Genomic DNA, 16,442 nt, shown 5'->3' with positions numbered 1-16,442 from the left:
TATTAATTCAATGATAGATGGGGCGATTAAGGGTTAGAACAACATGCCCAAGCGTAAATGCGCCATATTTGCGAAAAACAGGAAGGGACTATTTTGCAGGAGGAAATTATGACAAGTAAAGAAAGATTATTAACGGCGCTGGACGGGGGATGCCCCGACAGACTGCCGGCGACAACCCACCATATTATGAAATATTTCCTGGATACTTATATGGGAGGCTGCAGCGACCGGGAATTTTTCCGGGAGATGGGACTGGACCCCATACATTGGGTCAATCACTCGTTTTATACCAGAGAACAGGAAGAAAGCTGGAGAATTGAAGAAGAGCCTTTAGATACAGCCGGTTACCGGACTGTGCGATATAAGATACATACGCCGAAGAAAACACTTACCATGGTTGTACAGTATAATCCATATACTTCCTGGGTCACGGAACACCTGTTAAAAGAAAAAGGTGATATAGATATTCTGGCAAGATATCTCCCAAGCCCCAGTGCGGATGTACACAAGATTAATCAGGAAGCAGAGGAACACAAGGATTGTCTGATCCGTGGATTCATACCAGCTTTTGATATCTCGGGACAGCCGGGCTGCTGGCAGGATCTGGCATGCATTTTTGGCATACAGGATCTGATCATGGAGACTTATGACGATCCACAGTGGGTGAAGGAAGTGCTGGGGATCTTGCAGAAGCGGAAACTGGACTATGTGGATACTCTGGATGGATGTAAATATGATCTGCTGGAAATGGGCGGGGGAGATGCGTCTACGACTGTGATTTCGCCGGCTATTTTCCGGGAGTTTGTGGCACCTTTTGATACGCCGATTATTCAGGGAATCCAGCAGAAGAACATCCGTGTCGTATATCATACCTGCGGCGGGATGATGCCTATCTTAGAGGATATTGCAGCTATGGGTCCAAATGCCATGGAAACGTTTACACCGGTGGATATGGGCGGGGATGCAGATTTAAAAGAGGCAAAACGCAGAATCGGGAATAAAGTATGTATGATTGGAGGATTCGACCAGTTTCATTTTTTCAATGGCTGTTCCCCGGATGAGACCAGATATAAAGTCAGGGAATGCTTTGAGGCAGCGGGAGAAAATGGTGGGTTTATCCTGGCACCTTCCGATCATTTCTTTGATGCGGACCCGGAATTAATCCGTGCGTTTGCCAGGGAAGCTGCCTGCTGCATCTATAAATAAAATGTTGCATAATTGAATCGGAGCATATTTGAAACAGGTTCTGGAGCGGACGGGAAAACGGATGGAATATTGGAGGAGAAGACAATGCGGGGAAGAGAATTGATTGAAGCAGCTATAGCGGGAAACAGCTGCGAAACAAATGGATTCTGGGTAGGGCATCCTACGGATGAAGCAAAAAAAATATATTATCAGGAAACAGGGATTACGGAATATACGGGAAAGTCTGAAGTGGATTTTAATATAAAAATCAATTCAGACATGATCTGGCTGAGTCCGGAGCTGGATCCACGGAGCTTTAAGAGTCCGGATGGGACACCGATGTGGAACTGTTTTCATGAGGAACGGAAAAGCCTGGGCAGCGGGGGGATCTTTGCCGAATGTGAAAGTGTTGCAGAAATAGAAGCATTTCCATGGCCGGATCCGGGGAATCTGGATTTTACAAACTGTCTGGAAGATACCAGATATGCTTATGAAAAAGGTCTGGCGGTATTTGGCGGGATGTGGTGTCCATTTTTCCATGTATTGTGCGATTTCTTCGGAATGGAAAATTATTTTGTGAAAATGTATACAGACCCGGAGGTGGTACATGCCGCAACACGCCATATTGTTGACTTTTATCTGGAAGCAAACCGGCGTTACCTGGAACTTGCTAAACCATATTTAAGCGCGGCATTTTTTGGAAATGATCTGGGCACTCAGTTAAGCCTTCTGATCAGCCCGGACAGCTTTGATGAGTTTGTATTGCCTTATCTCACGGAAATTGTTCAGGGGATAAAAGCCTTTGGACTGAAAACAGCAATGCATTCCTGCGGTTCCATAGATCTGATTATTCCAAAACTAATCCATGCGGGGGTGGATATCCTCCATCCTCTCCAGGCAAAAGCAGCCGGAATGGATGCCGAAAGTCTGGCGGCAAAATATGGTGGACAGCTGGTATTTATGGGAGGCGTTGATACTCAGGAACTGTTGCCTTTTGGGAACAGCAGGCAGGTAAAAGAGGAGGTATTGAGGCTTCGTGAAATCTTTCAGGGTAAGTTTATCGTATCCCCAAGCCATGAGGCGCTGCTTCCCAATGTACCATTTGAAAATGTAATGGCGATGAGTGAGGGGGCAAAGCAAATGTAACAGCTCAGGCAGATCTGTGCCGTAAATGTCCAGACCTGCCTGAGCTGTTATAAGCAGATATCTTAAGTTTCAGATTTTTAAAAAAATATGGTTGACGTAGGATTTCCTCTATGATAGGATGAAATTATAAACAGCACTGGTATATACAAGTGACGGAATGAAAACAGCATATTCGGTAGAAGGATTTGGGAGAGACTATGTATATGGCGCCGAAGGGGAAAATCTAGAAACTCTCAGGCAAAAGAACCAGATCTGGACGAATCTCTGGAGAGCGCAGCAGCACCAACGAAGTAAATCTGTTCCAGGTACAGGTAAATCTGATTCTGGGGACGGACAAATCTTTCAGGTAAAAGGACAGAGACGGATTGAAAAGATGAAGATTATCTTCATTTTTTCAGCCCGTCTTTTTTTGCGTGTTTTCGAGTGTGTTTTCAAACAGGCACCAGTATTTCCTGGTGTAAAGATGCCGGGAGGCAATTTTGGGATAAAAGGAGGAAATCGATGGAGTGTAGGACGCCGCTTTACGAGAAACATGTAAGTCTGAAGGGGAAAATGGTACCGTTTGCAGGATATCTGCTTCCGGTCCAGTATGAAGGGGGAGTGATTGCGGAACATATGGCAGTGCGGCAAAAATGCGGATTATTTGATGTTTCCCATATGGGGGAATTTATCTGCCGGGGGAAAGATGCAGTCAGAAATTTAAATTTAATGTTGACGAATGACTTTACAAAAATGTATGACGGGCAGGCAAGGTACAGCCCCATGTGCAACGAAAAAGGAGGGATTCTGGATGATCTGATTGTCTATAAGATCAAGGAGGAAGATTATTTTATTGTAGTGAATGCGGCTAACCGGAATAGGGATTTCGCCTGGTTGAACCAGCATCGTTTTGGAGATGTGCAGTATATGGATATTTCTGATTCAACGGCGCTGATTGCACTTCAGGGACCGGAAGCAAAAGCCATATTAAAAAAGGCAGTAAGCGATACTGAGATTCCAGATAAATACTACAGCGCTAATTTTAAAGGACGGATAAAGGAAATTCCCTGCACGATATCAAAAACCGGGTATACCGGTGAAGATGGATTTGAGTTTTACTGCAGGGCAGAAGATGCGATCAAAATATGGGATCTGTTCCTGGAAATTGGGGAGGAAAAGGGGATTATGCCCTGCGGTCTGGGGGCAAGGGATACACTTAGACTGGAGGCATCCATGCCGCTTTATGGCAATGAAATGGATGAAGAAATTACGCCTTATGAAGCTGGGCTGGAGGCTTTTGTAAAAATGAAGAAAGAAGATTTCATAGGGAAAAAGGCATTGATGAAAGCGGGAGATTGTCTTAGACAGAGAATGGGGCTAAAAGTTACGGGACGGGGAATTATCCGGGAACAGGTTGATATTTACCGGGAGGGCAGGCTGATCGGTCAGACAACTTCGGGCACGTATTCGCCCTTTTTGCAATACTCCATTGCTATGGCACTTTTGGATCGAAATGCAGTGGAAGTGGGAGATGAAGTGGAAGCGGATGTGCGGGGCAGAAAAGTTCTGGCACAGGTAGTGGAATTGCCTTTTTATAAAAAGAAGCAGATGGCAGGAATAAATTTGAAAACACGCTCCAGAGGGGGCATAAAGGACAGGAGGCAGCTATGAATTATCCAAAGGAATTAAAGTATGTAAAATCCCATGAGTGGATCAGAAAAGAAGAAGATGGAATAGTGGTAATCGGAATCACGGATTATGCCCAGGATGCATTGGGGGATCTGGTTTTTGTGAATTTGCCGGAGGAGGGAGATGAAATTACAGTTGGAGCTCCTTTTGCGGATGTGGAGTCTGTGAAGGCAGTATCCGAAATATTTTCTCCGGTTACGGGCAGGGTTTCTGAAATAAATGAAGAGCTTCTGGACAGCCCGGAACGGATCAATGAAGATCCTTATGGTGCATGGTTCATTAAGGTAAAAGAAGTCACTGGGGAAGAAGACTATATGGATGCACAAGGTTACGAAGCATATACAGAGACTGTCTAAGGGGCTTAGAGCGTGTTTGAAACATGCTCCGGAAAGCAATTTTAAGATTCCCTGAAACAGGGAAAGATAAGGAGGAGGGTGTATGGGTTCATATGTTGTTTCCACAAGGGAAGAACAAGAGCAAATGTTAAAATATATAGGTTTGTGTGATATGGGGGAATTATTTTCTGTAATTCCAGAAGAAGTCAGATTAAAAGGAGAACTGAATCTTCCATCCGGCTGCGGTGAAATGGACGTGGTGCGCAGGATGGAAGCGCTGGCAGAGGAAAATATCAGATTCCGCCATATATTCAGAGGGGCAGGTGCATATCATCACTATATACCGGCAGCGGTGAGCCGGATTGTGCAAAAGGAAGAATTTCTTACTGCATACACCCCCTACCAGGCAGAGATCAGCCAGGGGATTCTACAGTCCATATTTGAATACCAGACTATGATCTGTGATCTGACAGGGATGGATGTGTCCAATGCTTCCGTGTATGACGGAGCATCTGCGGCAGCGGAGGCAGCGGCTATGTGCCGGGACAGAAAACGTAATAAGATTGTGGTATCTGCATCTTCTAATCCCGAAGTAATCCGCACGATTCAGACGTATTGCTTTGGAAATGGAGCGGAGGTCGTGATCGTGCCGGAAAAGTCCGGCGTTACAGATCTTGGGGCGCTGGAGGAAGCCATTACCCCAGAGGTTTGCTGTTTTTATGTCCAGCAGCCTAATTTTTATGGTATACTTGAAAATTATGGGGATATAGAAGCCATCGTACATAAGAGCGGAGCAATGCTGGTTATGGGATGCAATCCTCTTGCGCTGGCAGTGCTGAAGACACCGGGAGAGCTGGGCGCAGATATCGCAGTTGGTGACGGCCAGCCCCTTGGCATGCCTCTTGGATTCGGCGGACCCTATCAGGGCTTCATGACGGCGCGGTCCGCCCATACACGAAAGCTTCCGGGCAGAATCGTGGGGGAAACCACAGATGAAAATGGAAATCGTGCATTTGTCCTGACCCTGCAGGCAAGGGAGCAGCATATCAGAAGAGAAAAGGCGGGGAGCAATATCTGTTCCAACCAGGCGCTTTGTACCCTGAGGGCGGCTGTCTATATGGCAGTGATGGGAGGACGGGGAATGAAAGAAGCGGCAGAGCAGTGCACGGCAAAAGCACATTATCTGCAGCAGGAACTGGATAAGACCGGCTATAAACTGAAATATCAGCAGCCTTTCTTTCATGAATTTGTCACCAGTACTCCGGTGCCGGCAGAAAAGGCATTAAAGCATCTGGAAAGACAGGGGTATCTGGGGGGGCTGCCCCTGTCAGACAGGGAAATACTATGGTGTACCACTGAAATGAACACCAGGGCAGAGATGGATGAACTGGCGGCGATATTAAAGGGGGTGCAGAAATGATGAAACTGCTTTTTGAACAAAGCATTAACGGCAGGGGATGTGACATTCTATGGAATTGTGATGTGCCAAAAGTACGGCATGAGGGAATGAAACGGGAGAAAAAGCTGAACCTGCCTCAGATGTCTGAAAATGATATCAGCAGGCATTATACAAAGTTAGCGGAAAATACTTACGGTGTGAATACCGGATTCTATCCGTTAGGATCCTGCACCATGAAGTATAATCCAAAAGTAAATGAAGAGATTGCAGCGCTTCCCGGCTTTACGGAGATACACCCCCTTCAGCCCGGATATACCGTACAGGGATGCCTGAAGGTTCTGAAACTGGCAGAAGATTATCTCTGCGAGATAACAGGAATGGATGGAATGTCCTTCCAGCCTGCGGCAGGCGCACACGGAGAGTTTACAGGTCTGCTGCTTATGAAAGCATATCATGAAAAACGCGGCGATCAAAAAAGAACGAAGATGATTGTTCCGGACTCTGCACATGGCACCAACCCCGCAAGTGCTGCCATGGCGGGATATACAATTGTGAATATCCCCTCCGGTGAAGACGGATGTGTTGACCTGGAACAGCTAAAAGCAGCCGTAGGAGAAGATACAGCCGGCTTAATGCTTACCAACCCCAATACAGCCGGGCTGTTTGATAAAAATATCCTGGAAATAACCAGGATTGTACATGAAGCCGGTGGATTGAACTATTATGACGGAGCCAACTTAAATGCTGTTATGGGAATTGCAAGGCCTGGTGACATGGGATTTGACATAGTCCATTTGAACCTGCATAAGACATTTTCTACCCCGCATGGAGGAGGGGGACCGGGAAGCGGACCTTGTGGCTGTAAGGAGTTTCTGGTTAATTATCTTCCGGGATACCGCGTGTGCCGGTCCAGTTCGGATGGAACAGAGGAACTGTATCTAGAAAAACAGGCGGAATCCATTGGTTCGGTAAAAGAATTCTATGGGAATTTCCTGGTAGTGGTAAGAGCACTTTCTTACATTCTGACGCTGGGGAGAGAAGGCATCAAAGAAGCCTCTCAGGCAGCAGTTTTAAACGCAAATTATATGATGCGCCGCTTAGAAGAGAAATATGACATGGCATACAGCGGGCCATGTATGCATGAATTTGTAATGTCTCTTGCAAAAATAAAACAGGAGACCGGTGTGACTGCCATGGATGCTGCCAAATACATGCTGGACTACAGGCTCCATCCGCCCACCATGTATTTTCCGCTAATCGTTCCGGAGGCACTCATGGTAGAGCCTGCGGAAACGGAATCCAGAGAAACCCTGGATTATGGGGTGGACATTTTATTGAAAATACACCGGGAGGCATATGAAAATCCCGAAAAGCTTCATCATTCACCGAAAAATACAATTATCGGGCGTCCAGATGAGGTAAAAGCGGCGAGAAAACCAAAACTGCGGTATGATTTTCAGGATGAAACAGAAGGTAATTGAAACTTACCCCGGTGCAGCCGCCAAACGGATCGTCAGGCACATCCATTCGGCTGACCCCGGGAATAAAAAGGAGTATAGGACAATGGCAGAATATCAATATGATCTGGTGGTGATCGGATCTGGTCCGGGAGGGTATGTGGCAGCAATAGAAGCAGCCCAAAAAGGAATGCGGACTGCAATTATAGAAAACAGGCAGGCAGGAGGCACTTGTCTGAACAGAGGATGTATTCCCACTAAGACAATCCTGCACAGTGCAGAGATTTTCCGTGAACTGCAAAATAGCGGGGTATATGGAATTCATACAGAATCCCTTTCCTATAATATGGAGGAAATACAGTCTAAAAAGGATGAAGTGGTGAGTCAGCTTGGAAAAGGAATCCATATGCTATTTAAAAATAACCGCATAGCCTTTTACCAGGGGACCGGACAGATAAAGGATACGCATACAGTGGATACCGGAGAAGAGCTGCTTACTTCTAAAAACATTCTTATTGCAACAGGGTCGGTTCCGGCAGAACTGCCGGTTGAAGGTGCAGAACTTACCGGGGTCTTTAACAGTGACCAGCTTCTGAGCAGGCAGGAACCCTGTAAAAAGCTGGTGATTATAGGAGGCGGTGTGATCGGCATGGAGTTTGCATCCATTTATCAGGCACTTGGTACAGAGGTAGTAGTCTTGGAAGCAATGGACCGGATTCTTTCCAATATGGATAAGGAAATCGGGCAGAATCTTAGAATGATTCTGAAAAAGCGGGGCGTTGTCATTCATACCCAGGCGGTGCTGGAAAAAATCCGGGAAGATAACGGGCTTCACTGTGTCTTTCAGACCAAAGGTGAGAGTATGGAGATTGAGACAGAGGCTGTCTTAATTGCTGCCGGAAGGAAAGCCTGTACAAAAGGTCTTTTTGGGGATGGGATAGCGGTTGATATGGACCGGGACAAGATAAAGGTAAATGAGCATTTCCAGACAAATTATAAGAATATTTACGGAATAGGAGATGTGATTGGCGGAATCTCCCTGGCGCATATGGCCAGTGCACAAGGCATCAATGCTGTCTGCCATATGAATGGGGAAGAGGGGAAGATGAATCTAGATACGGTGCCCTCCTGCGTCTATACTAACCCGGAAATAGCCTGTGTGGGAATGACAGCACAGGAAGCAAAAGAAAGAGGAACAGAAGTAATCACGTCTAAATATCTGATGTCTGCAAATGGAAAGTCCCTTCTTACCGGTCAGGAAAGAGGATTTATAAAATTAGTGGCAGCAAGGGATACCGGTCAGATTCTGGGTGCCCAGCTAATGTGCGCCAGAGCAACAGATATGATAAGTGAAATTGGGCTTGCAATAGCTGGAGGGCTTACAAAGGACAAGATCCGTTCGGTCATCCACCCACATCCTTCTTTTAGCGAAGGAATATGGGAGGCTGCTAAAGCTTTGTAATCATCCAAAGGTCATTAAATCCCGGTTGGATATGGCGTGATTTGGTTCTATGACCAGAAAACGTTCCGGTAACCATGGTCCGGTGAGGAGCTGTCTGATAAAGCTGTCATTCCCTTGAATCACCTCATGGTTAAGATTTAATTCATGTGCAATATGTCTGGTCTCAGGGAGAATGTCCGGCAGGCTGTATGCCTTGGTGTCTACTACAGCCAGACGCTTATAATTGGAAAGCAGAGAGCGGAAGATGATTTTAGCCTTTCGCTCTCCATATTTTTCACGTGTATATAGGTATTCTGCCCAGATATTGCGTTCGCCCTCCAGCCATCCTTTGGTAAGAAAGTAGGAGGCTGCTTCGGCGGATATTTCCTGGCGTTTTTTAAAAGATCCCAGCATGAGGGTAATACAGTCATCCACTCTTGGTAGAATCAGCTGGAAGTTTCCTGTTCTGAGACCGTTTACGGCATTCCCGCAATAGCCAAATGCCAGGATCACGCGGTCTGTGTCCGAAGAAACCTCATCCAGGGACTTTTGCAGGGACTCCCGAAGCTTTTCCGGATAATTATGCAGGCCGGATTCCAGCCAGGTGCAGGGGTAGGAAACACCGGTATCCTGAATGGCTTTTTTTAGTTCTCTTTCAATGGTTCTGCATGCGATCATTATGGTTTTCATGGGTAGACCTCCGTTTTATCTGTGGATCGTGTCCATCCGGACAGTAACGATGTGTCAGGATGAAGCACCAGAGCGTGTCTGAAAATTGCTTTCTGACAGCTGTGCGTTCCAGTTTGTGGGAGATTTGTCCCGAATGAAGGGCGCGTAGCGGGCTACGTAACCTGAATTCGGGGTAAATCTCCCGCAAAGTGGGGCGTGCAGATGGCAGGAATGAATTTTCAGACACGCTCTAGCATTAATAATTAAGAAAATAGAAAATTCATATGACAAATACGAAATAATCCTTTATAATATAATACATATATTTTCTGGAAGAAATTGCAATTTTTCAAAAATTAACGGGTATGGCGGGGTGATAACTATGACACTGAATGAACAGTTTGTTAAAGCAATTGAGGATCTGGATGAGGACAAGGCGTTGGAACTCACCGATCAGCTTATGCAAAATGGGGTAAACTGGATGATTATTCTGGACCTATTGCAAACCGGCGTGAAGCTGGTGGGGAACCGGTATGAAGAAGGAGAATACTTTATTGCAGACCTGATTATGTCAGGAATTATTTTTCGCAGCGTAATCGAACATTACGGTGTAATCGTTCCCGGAATCCTGGACATATCCCTTTCCAGTGACACACCTTGTATGGTAATGGGTACGGTGGAGGGAGATGTCCACGACATTGGCAAGGATATTTTCATCAGTCTGCTTGCAGCCCAGGGTATCCGTGTCATCGATCTTGGAACGGATACGTCCCCCAGAGCATTTGCAGACAGCATCCGCACCTATGCGCCGAAAGTGGTGGGGATGAGCGGCATCATGAACTTTGCGGTTTCCTCTATGGAAAGAACCATAGACCTGATCTGCCAGGAAGGTCTGCGGGATCAGGTTAAAATTATCGTCGGCGGCTGCTGTATCACAGCAGAAATGGCAGAAAATATAGGGGCAGACGCTTATTCCGGTGATTTGCTGGATGGATCTGCACTCTGTAAAAAATGGATTTTTGAAACGGAGGCAGATTAGTATATGGCCGAAGCATTATATAAACATGTTTTTAGTGACGTAAAGCGCGCAATCTTTGAAGGAGAATACAAGCCCGGCGATATGCTTCCTTCCGAGAATGAATTAGCCGCTAAATATAATACCAGCAGAGTTACCATCCGTAAAAGCCTTGGCATGCTGGAAAATGAGCGTATCGTGAAGTCATGGCACGGAAAGGGTTATTTTGTCATTGAACCGGAACACGCTAAATTTACGTTTGTTTACGAAGAGCACAACAAAGCGCTGGAAAGCAAACTGCAATACATCCGCCTGCTCCATCCCGAAACGGAAGTTCAGGCAGCACTGCACGTAGATTCCAGGCAGCGCGTAGTATCCATCATGCGGATACTCTATAATACAAAGAAAAATATGCTTTGTGATTTGATGTATCTGCCATATCAAAAAGGAATGCCGCTCATTGAGATGGAAATCCAGTATGCGGATTTTCCCGATCTGGTTAAAAATAAAGTATCTACATTTGCAATTCATACAAAAATGGAAATCGGTATCGCTGCCGCTACCGGTGAAGTTGCAAAGCGGCTGGTGCTGGAAGAAGGGACTTCCGTACTTGTCATCTACCGGTATTTGTACGATGAAATGGATCGCCCGGTTGCCTTTGGAAAACGTTACCTCCATCCGGACTGTGGTCATCTAACCGCTCATTCAGGATTTTTCCCAGCCTAACAGATAAAAGTGCGCTCCCAAAAAGGGCGCACTTTTTATTTCCCCGTTGCGAGGTAGTTGACTATTTCTTTACCGGTCCAATACGTCCCTTGCGGTATGCCGTATTATATTTGCGGCAGTATTTATCTTTACACAACAGAGCATCTGCTGCCAGAAGCGTGGTATAGGTATCCCGGTTCGTAGGGTCAATAATTGCGGAATCCATGCCTGCATTCATAGCAAGGGTGAGAAAATTCAGGTTGATCGCCTTACGGTGTGGCATACCAAAGGATATATTGGAAAGCCCGGAAGTAGTCTTCACATCCGGATATTTGGCTTTGATGCGGTGTATGGCATCTACAAATACAAGAAGGGAATCGTTGACAGCGCTTAATGCCATAACCAGCGGATCGATAAATATTCGCTCCGGGGCAATGCCATAGGTGGCTGCTTTTTCAATTAGCAGTTCTGCAATCTCAGCTTTGCTTTTCGCATCGTATGGAATACCGCCATCATCACAGGTTAGAGCCACAACCTTCCATTCATTTCCCGCCAAAAGCGGATAGAGGACTTCGCATTTATTGCCTTCACCGGATACAGAATTGATTATGCCCGGTTTTTTCACCATAGGCATAACTGCTTTCAGGATTTCGGGGTTGGGGCTGTCGATACAAAGCGGCGTATCCACTGTGTCCTGCACGATTTCCACCAGCCATTTCATTACCTCCAGTTCACAGGAAGGATCGGTTCCGGCGCAGATATCCAGATAGTCTGCTCCGGCATCCGTCTGGCGGACTGCAAGGTTTCTTATAAATTCTTCGTCGCGGTTTGCAATTGCGGCGGCAGATGAGGGAATGGCGCCATTTATTTTTTCTCCAATAATAATCATCTAATTCCTCCTTTAGCTGGCTTTTAAGCCGGCCTCCATTTCAGAAATTTTCTTTTCACTCAGCGGCATCAGTGCGGCTATAACAGCAGCGATGATGAATAAGATTCCGGGTATCAGTAAGACGAGGTTTTTAAGCCCTGACAACTGGGATGCGGTCAGACTGGCAGCAGCGGGATCATAACCGATGGCATTTAAAACAATACCGATAATGATTACACTGAAAGCAATGCCAATTTCCACCGGAAGTACATAGATGGACATGACGAATCCATGAGCCGAAAGCCCTGTTTTCCACTGATGATAGTCGGCTGCTTTGGAATACATGACAATGCCCACACAGACCTGAAGGGCTGCACCAAAATACGCCAGGCAGATACAGGCGGTATATACAACCAGGTCGCCTTCTGCAAAAAAGCGGGGAATCAGCATACCGGCAGCGTACATACACATCGCCAGAATAGATGAATTTTTCCTGCCAATCAGATTGCTGATGTGGGGAGACACTATGCTGCTGATAAAACATACGGCAGTTGCAGCAGTTGCCACGGTGGTAATTGCAGACATATCACCCAGGAACCATTTAAAATAATATGCCATGGTAGAAACGTAAATCATAAAACCAAGATAGCGAAAAACCTCTATTAACATGCAGCAGATCAAAGGGGGATTTTTAAATACGGTGTCAATCATCTGTTTCACCGTGAGCTGGTCAGAGTGATCATCCTTTGATTTTTCATCGTAATATATATCATAGTCTTTTCCGGCATGAGCCGTAGTGTAATAGCAGACAAGCCCCGTCAATCCAAACAGCACCGCTACGCCTAAATAGCCTTTTGCCTCATTGCCCTGTCCGATTAAGGCGATAAGCGGCAGGCAGATAAGGGAAAATACAATGTTGCCAACCTGTTCAAACTGTGCAGAGCGGGCTGTGAGCATCATGCGTTCCCTGTCATTCTGCGCCATCCGAGTCATCAGAGCCCGCTGTGCGCCGCCCGGTTTATCCAGCAGTCCGTAAGCCAGCAGATACATAATGCCGTAATAGATGGCTACCACAACAGGATTGCCGGTAATTCTGGTAAAGCACAGTATGGTGAAAAATGATGTGACCGGTACAATATATAGAATCCAGGAGCGGTACTTTCCCAACTTGAATCTTCCGTTCTGGACAAATCCCGCAATGATGGGGGTACAGCAGAAGTCAAAGATCCTGGTACAGGTGAAAACCGTTGCCATAATACCGGCAGGAACAAGTGCTACATCTGTTACAAAATAGATAAAATAGGTGTTTGCAAGGCTGAACAGCAGGCCTACGCCAAAAGAACCTGCAGCAAATTGAAATACCAATAATTGTGACAGCTTACGGCTGGGTTGGTGTGAGTTGGACATGAAGGAACTCCCCTTTCAGATTTTCATTAGTTGACGTCTTTGAATTAGTAAAGTATAATTCTGTATAACTTGTATTTATAAGTCGCTTTGTCTAAATCTGATGTTAGCATGTAAGTTGGAAATTGTCAAATAGAAATAGATAGACACTACTTATAAATATAAAATTAGTATAATTGCACAAATTTTGCAGATAAATTTGTAGCAATAAACCTTATAATTTTACAGGAGGTGTTTTTATGTTGGATATGAATGGGAAGCGTGGTTTTGAAAGTGACAACTGTTCTTCGGTGCATCCAAGGGTCATGCAGGCACTTATGGATGTGAATTGCGGTCATGTTCCGGGGTATGGATATGATCCGGTGACTGCTGAGGCAGACCGCATATTTAATCAGTTGTTTGAGAGAGAAGTGGATGTATTTTTTACCTTTAACGGAACTGGAACAAACTGTGCGGCACTGGCGCATCTGGTTACACCCTGGCAGAGTATATTCTGTGCAGACAGCGCCCATATAAATTCTGCGGAAACCGGGGCGCCGGAGCGCATCGCAAATGCAAAGCTTGTTCCTCTTTCTTCTATAGATGGCAAAATTACCCCCCAGAGTCTAAAGGATGCAGTCGGAGGCTGGCAGAGTGAACATGTACCAATGCCCCGGGTATTGAGCCTGACCCAGGTGACGGATGATGGAACGGTATATACTCCGGGGGAGTTAAAGATGCTCTGTGAAATTGCCCATGATCACAATATGACCGTACATATGGATGGAGCCAGGCTGGCAAATGCTGTGGCTGCCAACCAGAATGACCTGATTGGCACAACCTGGGGAGCAGGTGTGGATGTACTTTCTTTTGGCGGGACAAAAAACGGTCTGATGTTTGGAGAAGCAGTGGTATTTTTTGACCCTCAGTTGGCCCGGAACTTTAAATATACCAGGAAAAGCTGTGGACAGCTGCCAAGTAAGATGCGCTATATAGCGGCACAGTTTATAGAAGTATTAAAGGATGGACTATGGCTTGAGATGGCAGGACATGCCAACCGTATGGCAATGCTGCTATACGAAAAAATGAGTGTCTTACCTGCATTTCGGACTCCCTTTGTACCTCAGGCAAATGAATTGTTTGCCCATGTGGATGAGGGGATCAAGTGGCAGCTCTGCGAAGCATTTCCATTCCAGCATTTTGGTCCGGAGCCGGGAATCTCAAGATTTGTAACTTCCTTTGACACAACGGAGGAAGATCTGGATGCTTTGCTTTTGTGCGCTGCAAATCTTCAGTCTGACTAAAAAGCTGTATCAATCATCTGTCTGATGCATGTCTAAAAAGCTGTATCAATCATCTGTCTGATGCTTGTCTAAAAAGCTGTATTAATCATCTGTCTGGCGCCTGTCTGAAAAATCAGAAATAAGCTTAAAAATAGACAGCTAATTTTGTGCAATACTTATAAATCGTATTTGTATATCACATAAATCATTGACAATATGACCAGGTTCCATTATGATAAAGCTAACTTGTAAATACAAGTTGGCTTTGTTTTTCGTCAATACGATGTTAGGAGGATAAAGGCAAATGATCGATTATGCAAAACTTACCCAGGCGTTGGGAGATCTGGATGAAGATGCGGTATTTGAACAGCTGGATCTGATCACGAAGGAAGAAAATGTGGATTCGGAAGCAGCAGTAAAAGCGTGCCAGGATGGTCTGGCAATTGTAGGAAAGAGGTTTGAAAGCAACGAATATTTTGTGGGTGACCTGATTTATTCCGGCGATTTGATGTCGGATGCATTTGCCCGGCTAAAACCTTTTATTGCAGGTGATATCAGCGGGAAACTTGGCAAACTTGTATTCTGTACGGTAAAAGATGACCTTCACGATATTGGAAAAAATATTGTGAAATGTATGTTTGAGACTGCGGGATTTGAAGTGATTGACCTTGGAATCGATGTGGCGCCCGAGACTATTGTAAATGCACTAAAAGAATCCAATGCTAAGATTCTTGGATTATCCGGTGTGCTCACCCTTGCCATTGAGTCAATGAAAAAGACCGTAGAAGCGTTGATTGCTGAGGGCATGCGGGATGATATCAAAGTGATCATAGGAGGAGCACCTGTAACTGCAGAGTACTGCGAACTGGTAGGTGCGGATGCCTGGAGCATTAATGCAGCAGAATCTGTTGAAATCTGCCGTAAATGGGCAGAAGAAGTCTACCAGTAAGGTAAGGAGGAATTGGCATGACGCAGGAAGAGTTAAAGAAATACCGAATCAAATTGTTTCATGATGCAATCCGCATGGAGCAGAAACCGGACAGGGTTCCCCATATAGCGAATTTCTGGACCTGGCAGATCCTGGATGCAGGGTATACATTTACGCAAGCAACCCATGACTATGATATCATGCGGGACGTTGTTATGAAATTCCATGAGAAATACGGATTTGACGGATATCAGGAAACGGGAATAAGAAATCCACAGAGAGTAGTGGAGACTCTGGGAACATCGTTGTACACCATAGATGATGAACGGGAGATATTTGCCATCAAGGACTTTACCCTGTTTTACACAGAAGAGTATCCCGAGCTGATTGCCGACCCCACCAAGTTTATATGGGAAAAGGTTTTACCCAGGAAGTTCGAAAAATTCAGACCGGACATGGATCCGGCACTGATGCGCCAATGCGCATGGGAGCAGAAGATTTTCTTTGATGAGTCCCTTAAGAGGAATGATGAACTGGCAAATGTATACGGGGTACCGAATCTGATCTGCCCATTTAATGGTTTTATGTCCCTGGGCATCGAATATCTGTTTACAGGGCTTCGGGGCATTAAGGGATTATCCATCGATATGAGAAAGGACCCACAGAGAGTTCTGGCTGCATGTGAAGCACTTGACCGTATCAGCGCCGATCCGGTTATTGAAAACGTGCTAAACGACACGCCGGGCAGCCATCCCGATTTCTGCTTTGATGCATTGACAGCGTTGCTGGCACATACCATTCTGAACCGGAAGCAGTGGGAAATGTTTTACTGGCCGCCGCTTAAACGGCTTCTGGATGGAATTGTTGCAAAGGATAAGACGATCTATCTCTTTGTAGAGGGCAGCATCTTGAGATTTGCAGAGTACTTCCAGGACTACCCAAAGGGACATATCTGTATGC

Annotated in this window: 16 protein-coding genes and 1 riboswitch; of the genes, 12 read left to right on the top strand and 4 right to left on the bottom strand. The window is 45.7% G+C overall.

Going from position 1 to position 16,442, the window contains the following annotated elements; translation table 11 throughout:
• Nucleotides 1–108 precede the first annotated feature (108 nt).
• The 7 genes from ACH2DQ_RS10235 to lpdA all read left to right on the top strand — a co-directional run bounded on the left by ACH2DQ_RS10235 (nt 109) and on the right by lpdA (nt 8,652).
• Complete coding sequence (locus ACH2DQ_RS10235; RefSeq protein WP_394915115.1) at nt 109–1,206, top strand: uroporphyrinogen decarboxylase family protein; 1,098 nt, start codon at nt 109–111, stop codon at nt 1,204–1,206.
• Between the two features lie 84 nt (nt 1,207–1,290).
• Nucleotides 1,291–2,331, top strand: coding sequence for a uroporphyrinogen decarboxylase family protein (locus ACH2DQ_RS10230; RefSeq protein WP_394915116.1), 1,041 nt, complete (start codon nt 1,291–1,293; stop codon nt 2,329–2,331).
• Nucleotides 2,332–2,507: 176 nt separating this feature from the next.
• A riboswitch (glycine riboswitch) is annotated at nt 2,508–2,590 on the top strand.
• A 242-nt stretch (nt 2,591–2,832) separates the two neighbouring features.
• Entirely contained in the window at nt 2,833–3,981 is a 1,149-nt protein-coding gene (gcvT, locus tag ACH2DQ_RS10225) for a glycine cleavage system aminomethyltransferase GcvT (protein WP_394915117.1), read from the top strand.
• A complete protein-coding gene (gene gcvH, locus ACH2DQ_RS10220; protein WP_394915118.1) occupies nt 3,978–4,355 on the top strand; it encodes a glycine cleavage system protein GcvH in 378 nt (125 codons plus the stop codon). The genes gcvT and gcvH overlap by 4 nt, the downstream gene beginning before the upstream one ends.
• A gap of 82 nt (nt 4,356–4,437) precedes the next feature.
• Entirely contained in the window at nt 4,438–5,754 is a 1,317-nt protein-coding gene (gene gcvPA / locus ACH2DQ_RS10215) for an aminomethyl-transferring glycine dehydrogenase subunit GcvPA (protein ID WP_394915119.1), read from the top strand.
• A complete protein-coding gene (gcvPB, locus tag ACH2DQ_RS10210) occupies nt 5,754–7,214 on the top strand; it encodes an aminomethyl-transferring glycine dehydrogenase subunit GcvPB (RefSeq protein ID WP_394915146.1) in 1,461 nt (486 codons plus the stop codon). Before gcvPA ends, gcvPB begins: the two co-directional genes overlap by 1 nt.
• Before the next feature lie 82 nt (nt 7,215–7,296).
• Nucleotides 7,297–8,652: a dihydrolipoyl dehydrogenase gene (lpdA, locus tag ACH2DQ_RS10205; RefSeq protein WP_394915120.1), complete on the top strand. Its 1,356-nt coding sequence runs from the start codon at nt 7,297–7,299 to the stop codon at nt 8,650–8,652.
• Here the strand turns inward: lpdA and ACH2DQ_RS10200 are convergent, their stop codons facing one another.
• Both ACH2DQ_RS10200 and ACH2DQ_RS10195 read right to left on the bottom strand, forming a co-directional pair.
• Nucleotides 8,653–9,321 (bottom strand): DUF1638 domain-containing protein, encoded by a 669-nt coding sequence (locus ACH2DQ_RS10200; RefSeq protein ID WP_394915121.1) that lies wholly within the window; start codon nt 9,319–9,321, stop codon nt 8,653–8,655. It lies immediately after the preceding gene.
• Nucleotides 9,322–9,375: 54 nt separating this feature from the next.
• The gene (locus ACH2DQ_RS10195; protein ID WP_395026647.1) at nt 9,376–9,591 is read right to left on the bottom strand and encodes a DUF6783 domain-containing protein; all 216 of its coding nucleotides are present in this window, start codon (nt 9,589–9,591) and stop codon (nt 9,376–9,378) included.
• A 91-nt stretch (nt 9,592–9,682) separates the two neighbouring features.
• Here ACH2DQ_RS10195 and ACH2DQ_RS10190 point away from each other — a divergent pair, with 91 nt between their 5' ends.
• Together ACH2DQ_RS10190 and ACH2DQ_RS10185 are read left to right on the top strand one after the other, a co-directional pair.
• Nucleotides 9,683–10,339 carry a B12-binding domain-containing protein gene (locus tag ACH2DQ_RS10190; protein WP_394915123.1) on the top strand — a complete coding sequence of 219 codons (657 nt, stop codon included), beginning with the start codon at nt 9,683–9,685 and terminating at the stop codon, nt 10,337–10,339.
• A 3-nt stretch (nt 10,340–10,342) separates the two neighbouring features.
• Nucleotides 10,343–11,041, top strand: coding sequence for a GntR family transcriptional regulator (locus ACH2DQ_RS10185; RefSeq protein ID WP_394915124.1), 699 nt, complete (start codon nt 10,343–10,345; stop codon nt 11,039–11,041).
• A gap of 61 nt (nt 11,042–11,102) precedes the next feature.
• Here ACH2DQ_RS10185 and ACH2DQ_RS10180 read toward each other — a convergent pair whose 3' ends face one another.
• Together ACH2DQ_RS10180 and ACH2DQ_RS10175 are read right to left on the bottom strand one after the other, a co-directional pair.
• On the bottom strand, nt 11,103–11,909 hold the full coding sequence (locus ACH2DQ_RS10180) for a methyltetrahydrofolate cobalamin methyltransferase (protein WP_394915125.1): 807 nt from the start codon (nt 11,907–11,909) through the stop codon (nt 11,103–11,105).
• A gap of 12 nt (nt 11,910–11,921) precedes the next feature.
• The gene (locus ACH2DQ_RS10175) at nt 11,922–13,295 is read right to left on the bottom strand and encodes an MFS transporter (RefSeq protein WP_394915126.1); all 1,374 of its coding nucleotides are present in this window, start codon (nt 13,293–13,295) and stop codon (nt 11,922–11,924) included.
• Nucleotides 13,296–13,531: 236 nt separating this feature from the next.
• On the opposite strand from ACH2DQ_RS10175, the gene ACH2DQ_RS10170 reads away from it, so the two are divergent.
• From ACH2DQ_RS10170 to ACH2DQ_RS10160, 3 genes are all read left to right on the top strand, one after another.
• The gene (locus ACH2DQ_RS10170; protein ID WP_394915127.1) at nt 13,532–14,575 is read left to right on the top strand and encodes a threonine aldolase family protein; all 1,044 of its coding nucleotides are present in this window, start codon (nt 13,532–13,534) and stop codon (nt 14,573–14,575) included.
• Between the two features lie 283 nt (nt 14,576–14,858).
• Nucleotides 14,859–15,503 (top strand): B12-binding domain-containing protein, encoded by a 645-nt coding sequence (locus ACH2DQ_RS10165; protein WP_394915128.1) that lies wholly within the window; start codon nt 14,859–14,861, stop codon nt 15,501–15,503.
• A gap of 17 nt (nt 15,504–15,520) precedes the next feature.
• The coding region (locus ACH2DQ_RS10160; protein ID WP_395026642.1) for a hypothetical protein at nt 15,521–16,442 on the top strand (922 nt) is incomplete at its 3' end.

The sequence above is a fragment of the Robinsoniella sp. genome (assembly GCF_034124845.1).
This window is presented reverse-complemented; position numbering and strand designations above follow the sequence as displayed.

Bases quoted from the DNA above. Each gene is read 5' to 3' on its own strand.
- ACH2DQ_RS10165 (WP_394915128.1), top strand. From the start codon at position 14,859: ATGATCGATTATGCAAAACTTACCCAGGCGTTGGGAGATCTGGATGAA.
- gcvPB (WP_394915146.1), top strand. From the start codon at position 5,754: ATGAAACTGCTTTTTGAACAAAGCATTAACGGCAGGGGATGTGACATT.
- lpdA (WP_394915120.1), top strand. From the start codon at position 7,297: ATGGCAGAATATCAATATGATCTGGTGGTGATCGGATCTGGTCCGGGA.
- ACH2DQ_RS10170 (WP_394915127.1), top strand. From the start codon at position 13,532: ATGTTGGATATGAATGGGAAGCGTGGTTTTGAAAGTGACAACTGTTCT.
- gcvH (WP_394915118.1), top strand. From the start codon at position 3,978: ATGAATTATCCAAAGGAATTAAAGTATGTAAAATCCCATGAGTGGATC.
- ACH2DQ_RS10200 (WP_394915121.1), bottom strand. From the start codon at position 9,321: ATGAAAACCATAATGATCGCATGCAGAACCATTGAAAGAGAACTAAAA.
- ACH2DQ_RS10180 (WP_394915125.1), bottom strand. From the start codon at position 11,909: ATGATTATTATTGGAGAAAAAATAAATGGCGCCATTCCCTCATCTGCC.
- gcvPA (WP_394915119.1), top strand. From the start codon at position 4,438: ATGGGTTCATATGTTGTTTCCACAAGGGAAGAACAAGAGCAAATGTTA.
- ACH2DQ_RS10175 (WP_394915126.1), bottom strand. From the start codon at position 13,295: ATGTCCAACTCACACCAACCCAGCCGTAAGCTGTCACAATTATTGGTA.
- ACH2DQ_RS10230 (WP_394915116.1), top strand. From the start codon at position 1,291: ATGCGGGGAAGAGAATTGATTGAAGCAGCTATAGCGGGAAACAGCTGC.
- ACH2DQ_RS10235 (WP_394915115.1), top strand. From the start codon at position 109: ATGACAAGTAAAGAAAGATTATTAACGGCGCTGGACGGGGGATGCCCC.
- ACH2DQ_RS10185 (WP_394915124.1), top strand. From the start codon at position 10,343: ATGGCCGAAGCATTATATAAACATGTTTTTAGTGACGTAAAGCGCGCA.
- gcvT (WP_394915117.1), top strand. From the start codon at position 2,833: ATGGAGTGTAGGACGCCGCTTTACGAGAAACATGTAAGTCTGAAGGGG.
- ACH2DQ_RS10190 (WP_394915123.1), top strand. From the start codon at position 9,683: ATGACACTGAATGAACAGTTTGTTAAAGCAATTGAGGATCTGGATGAG.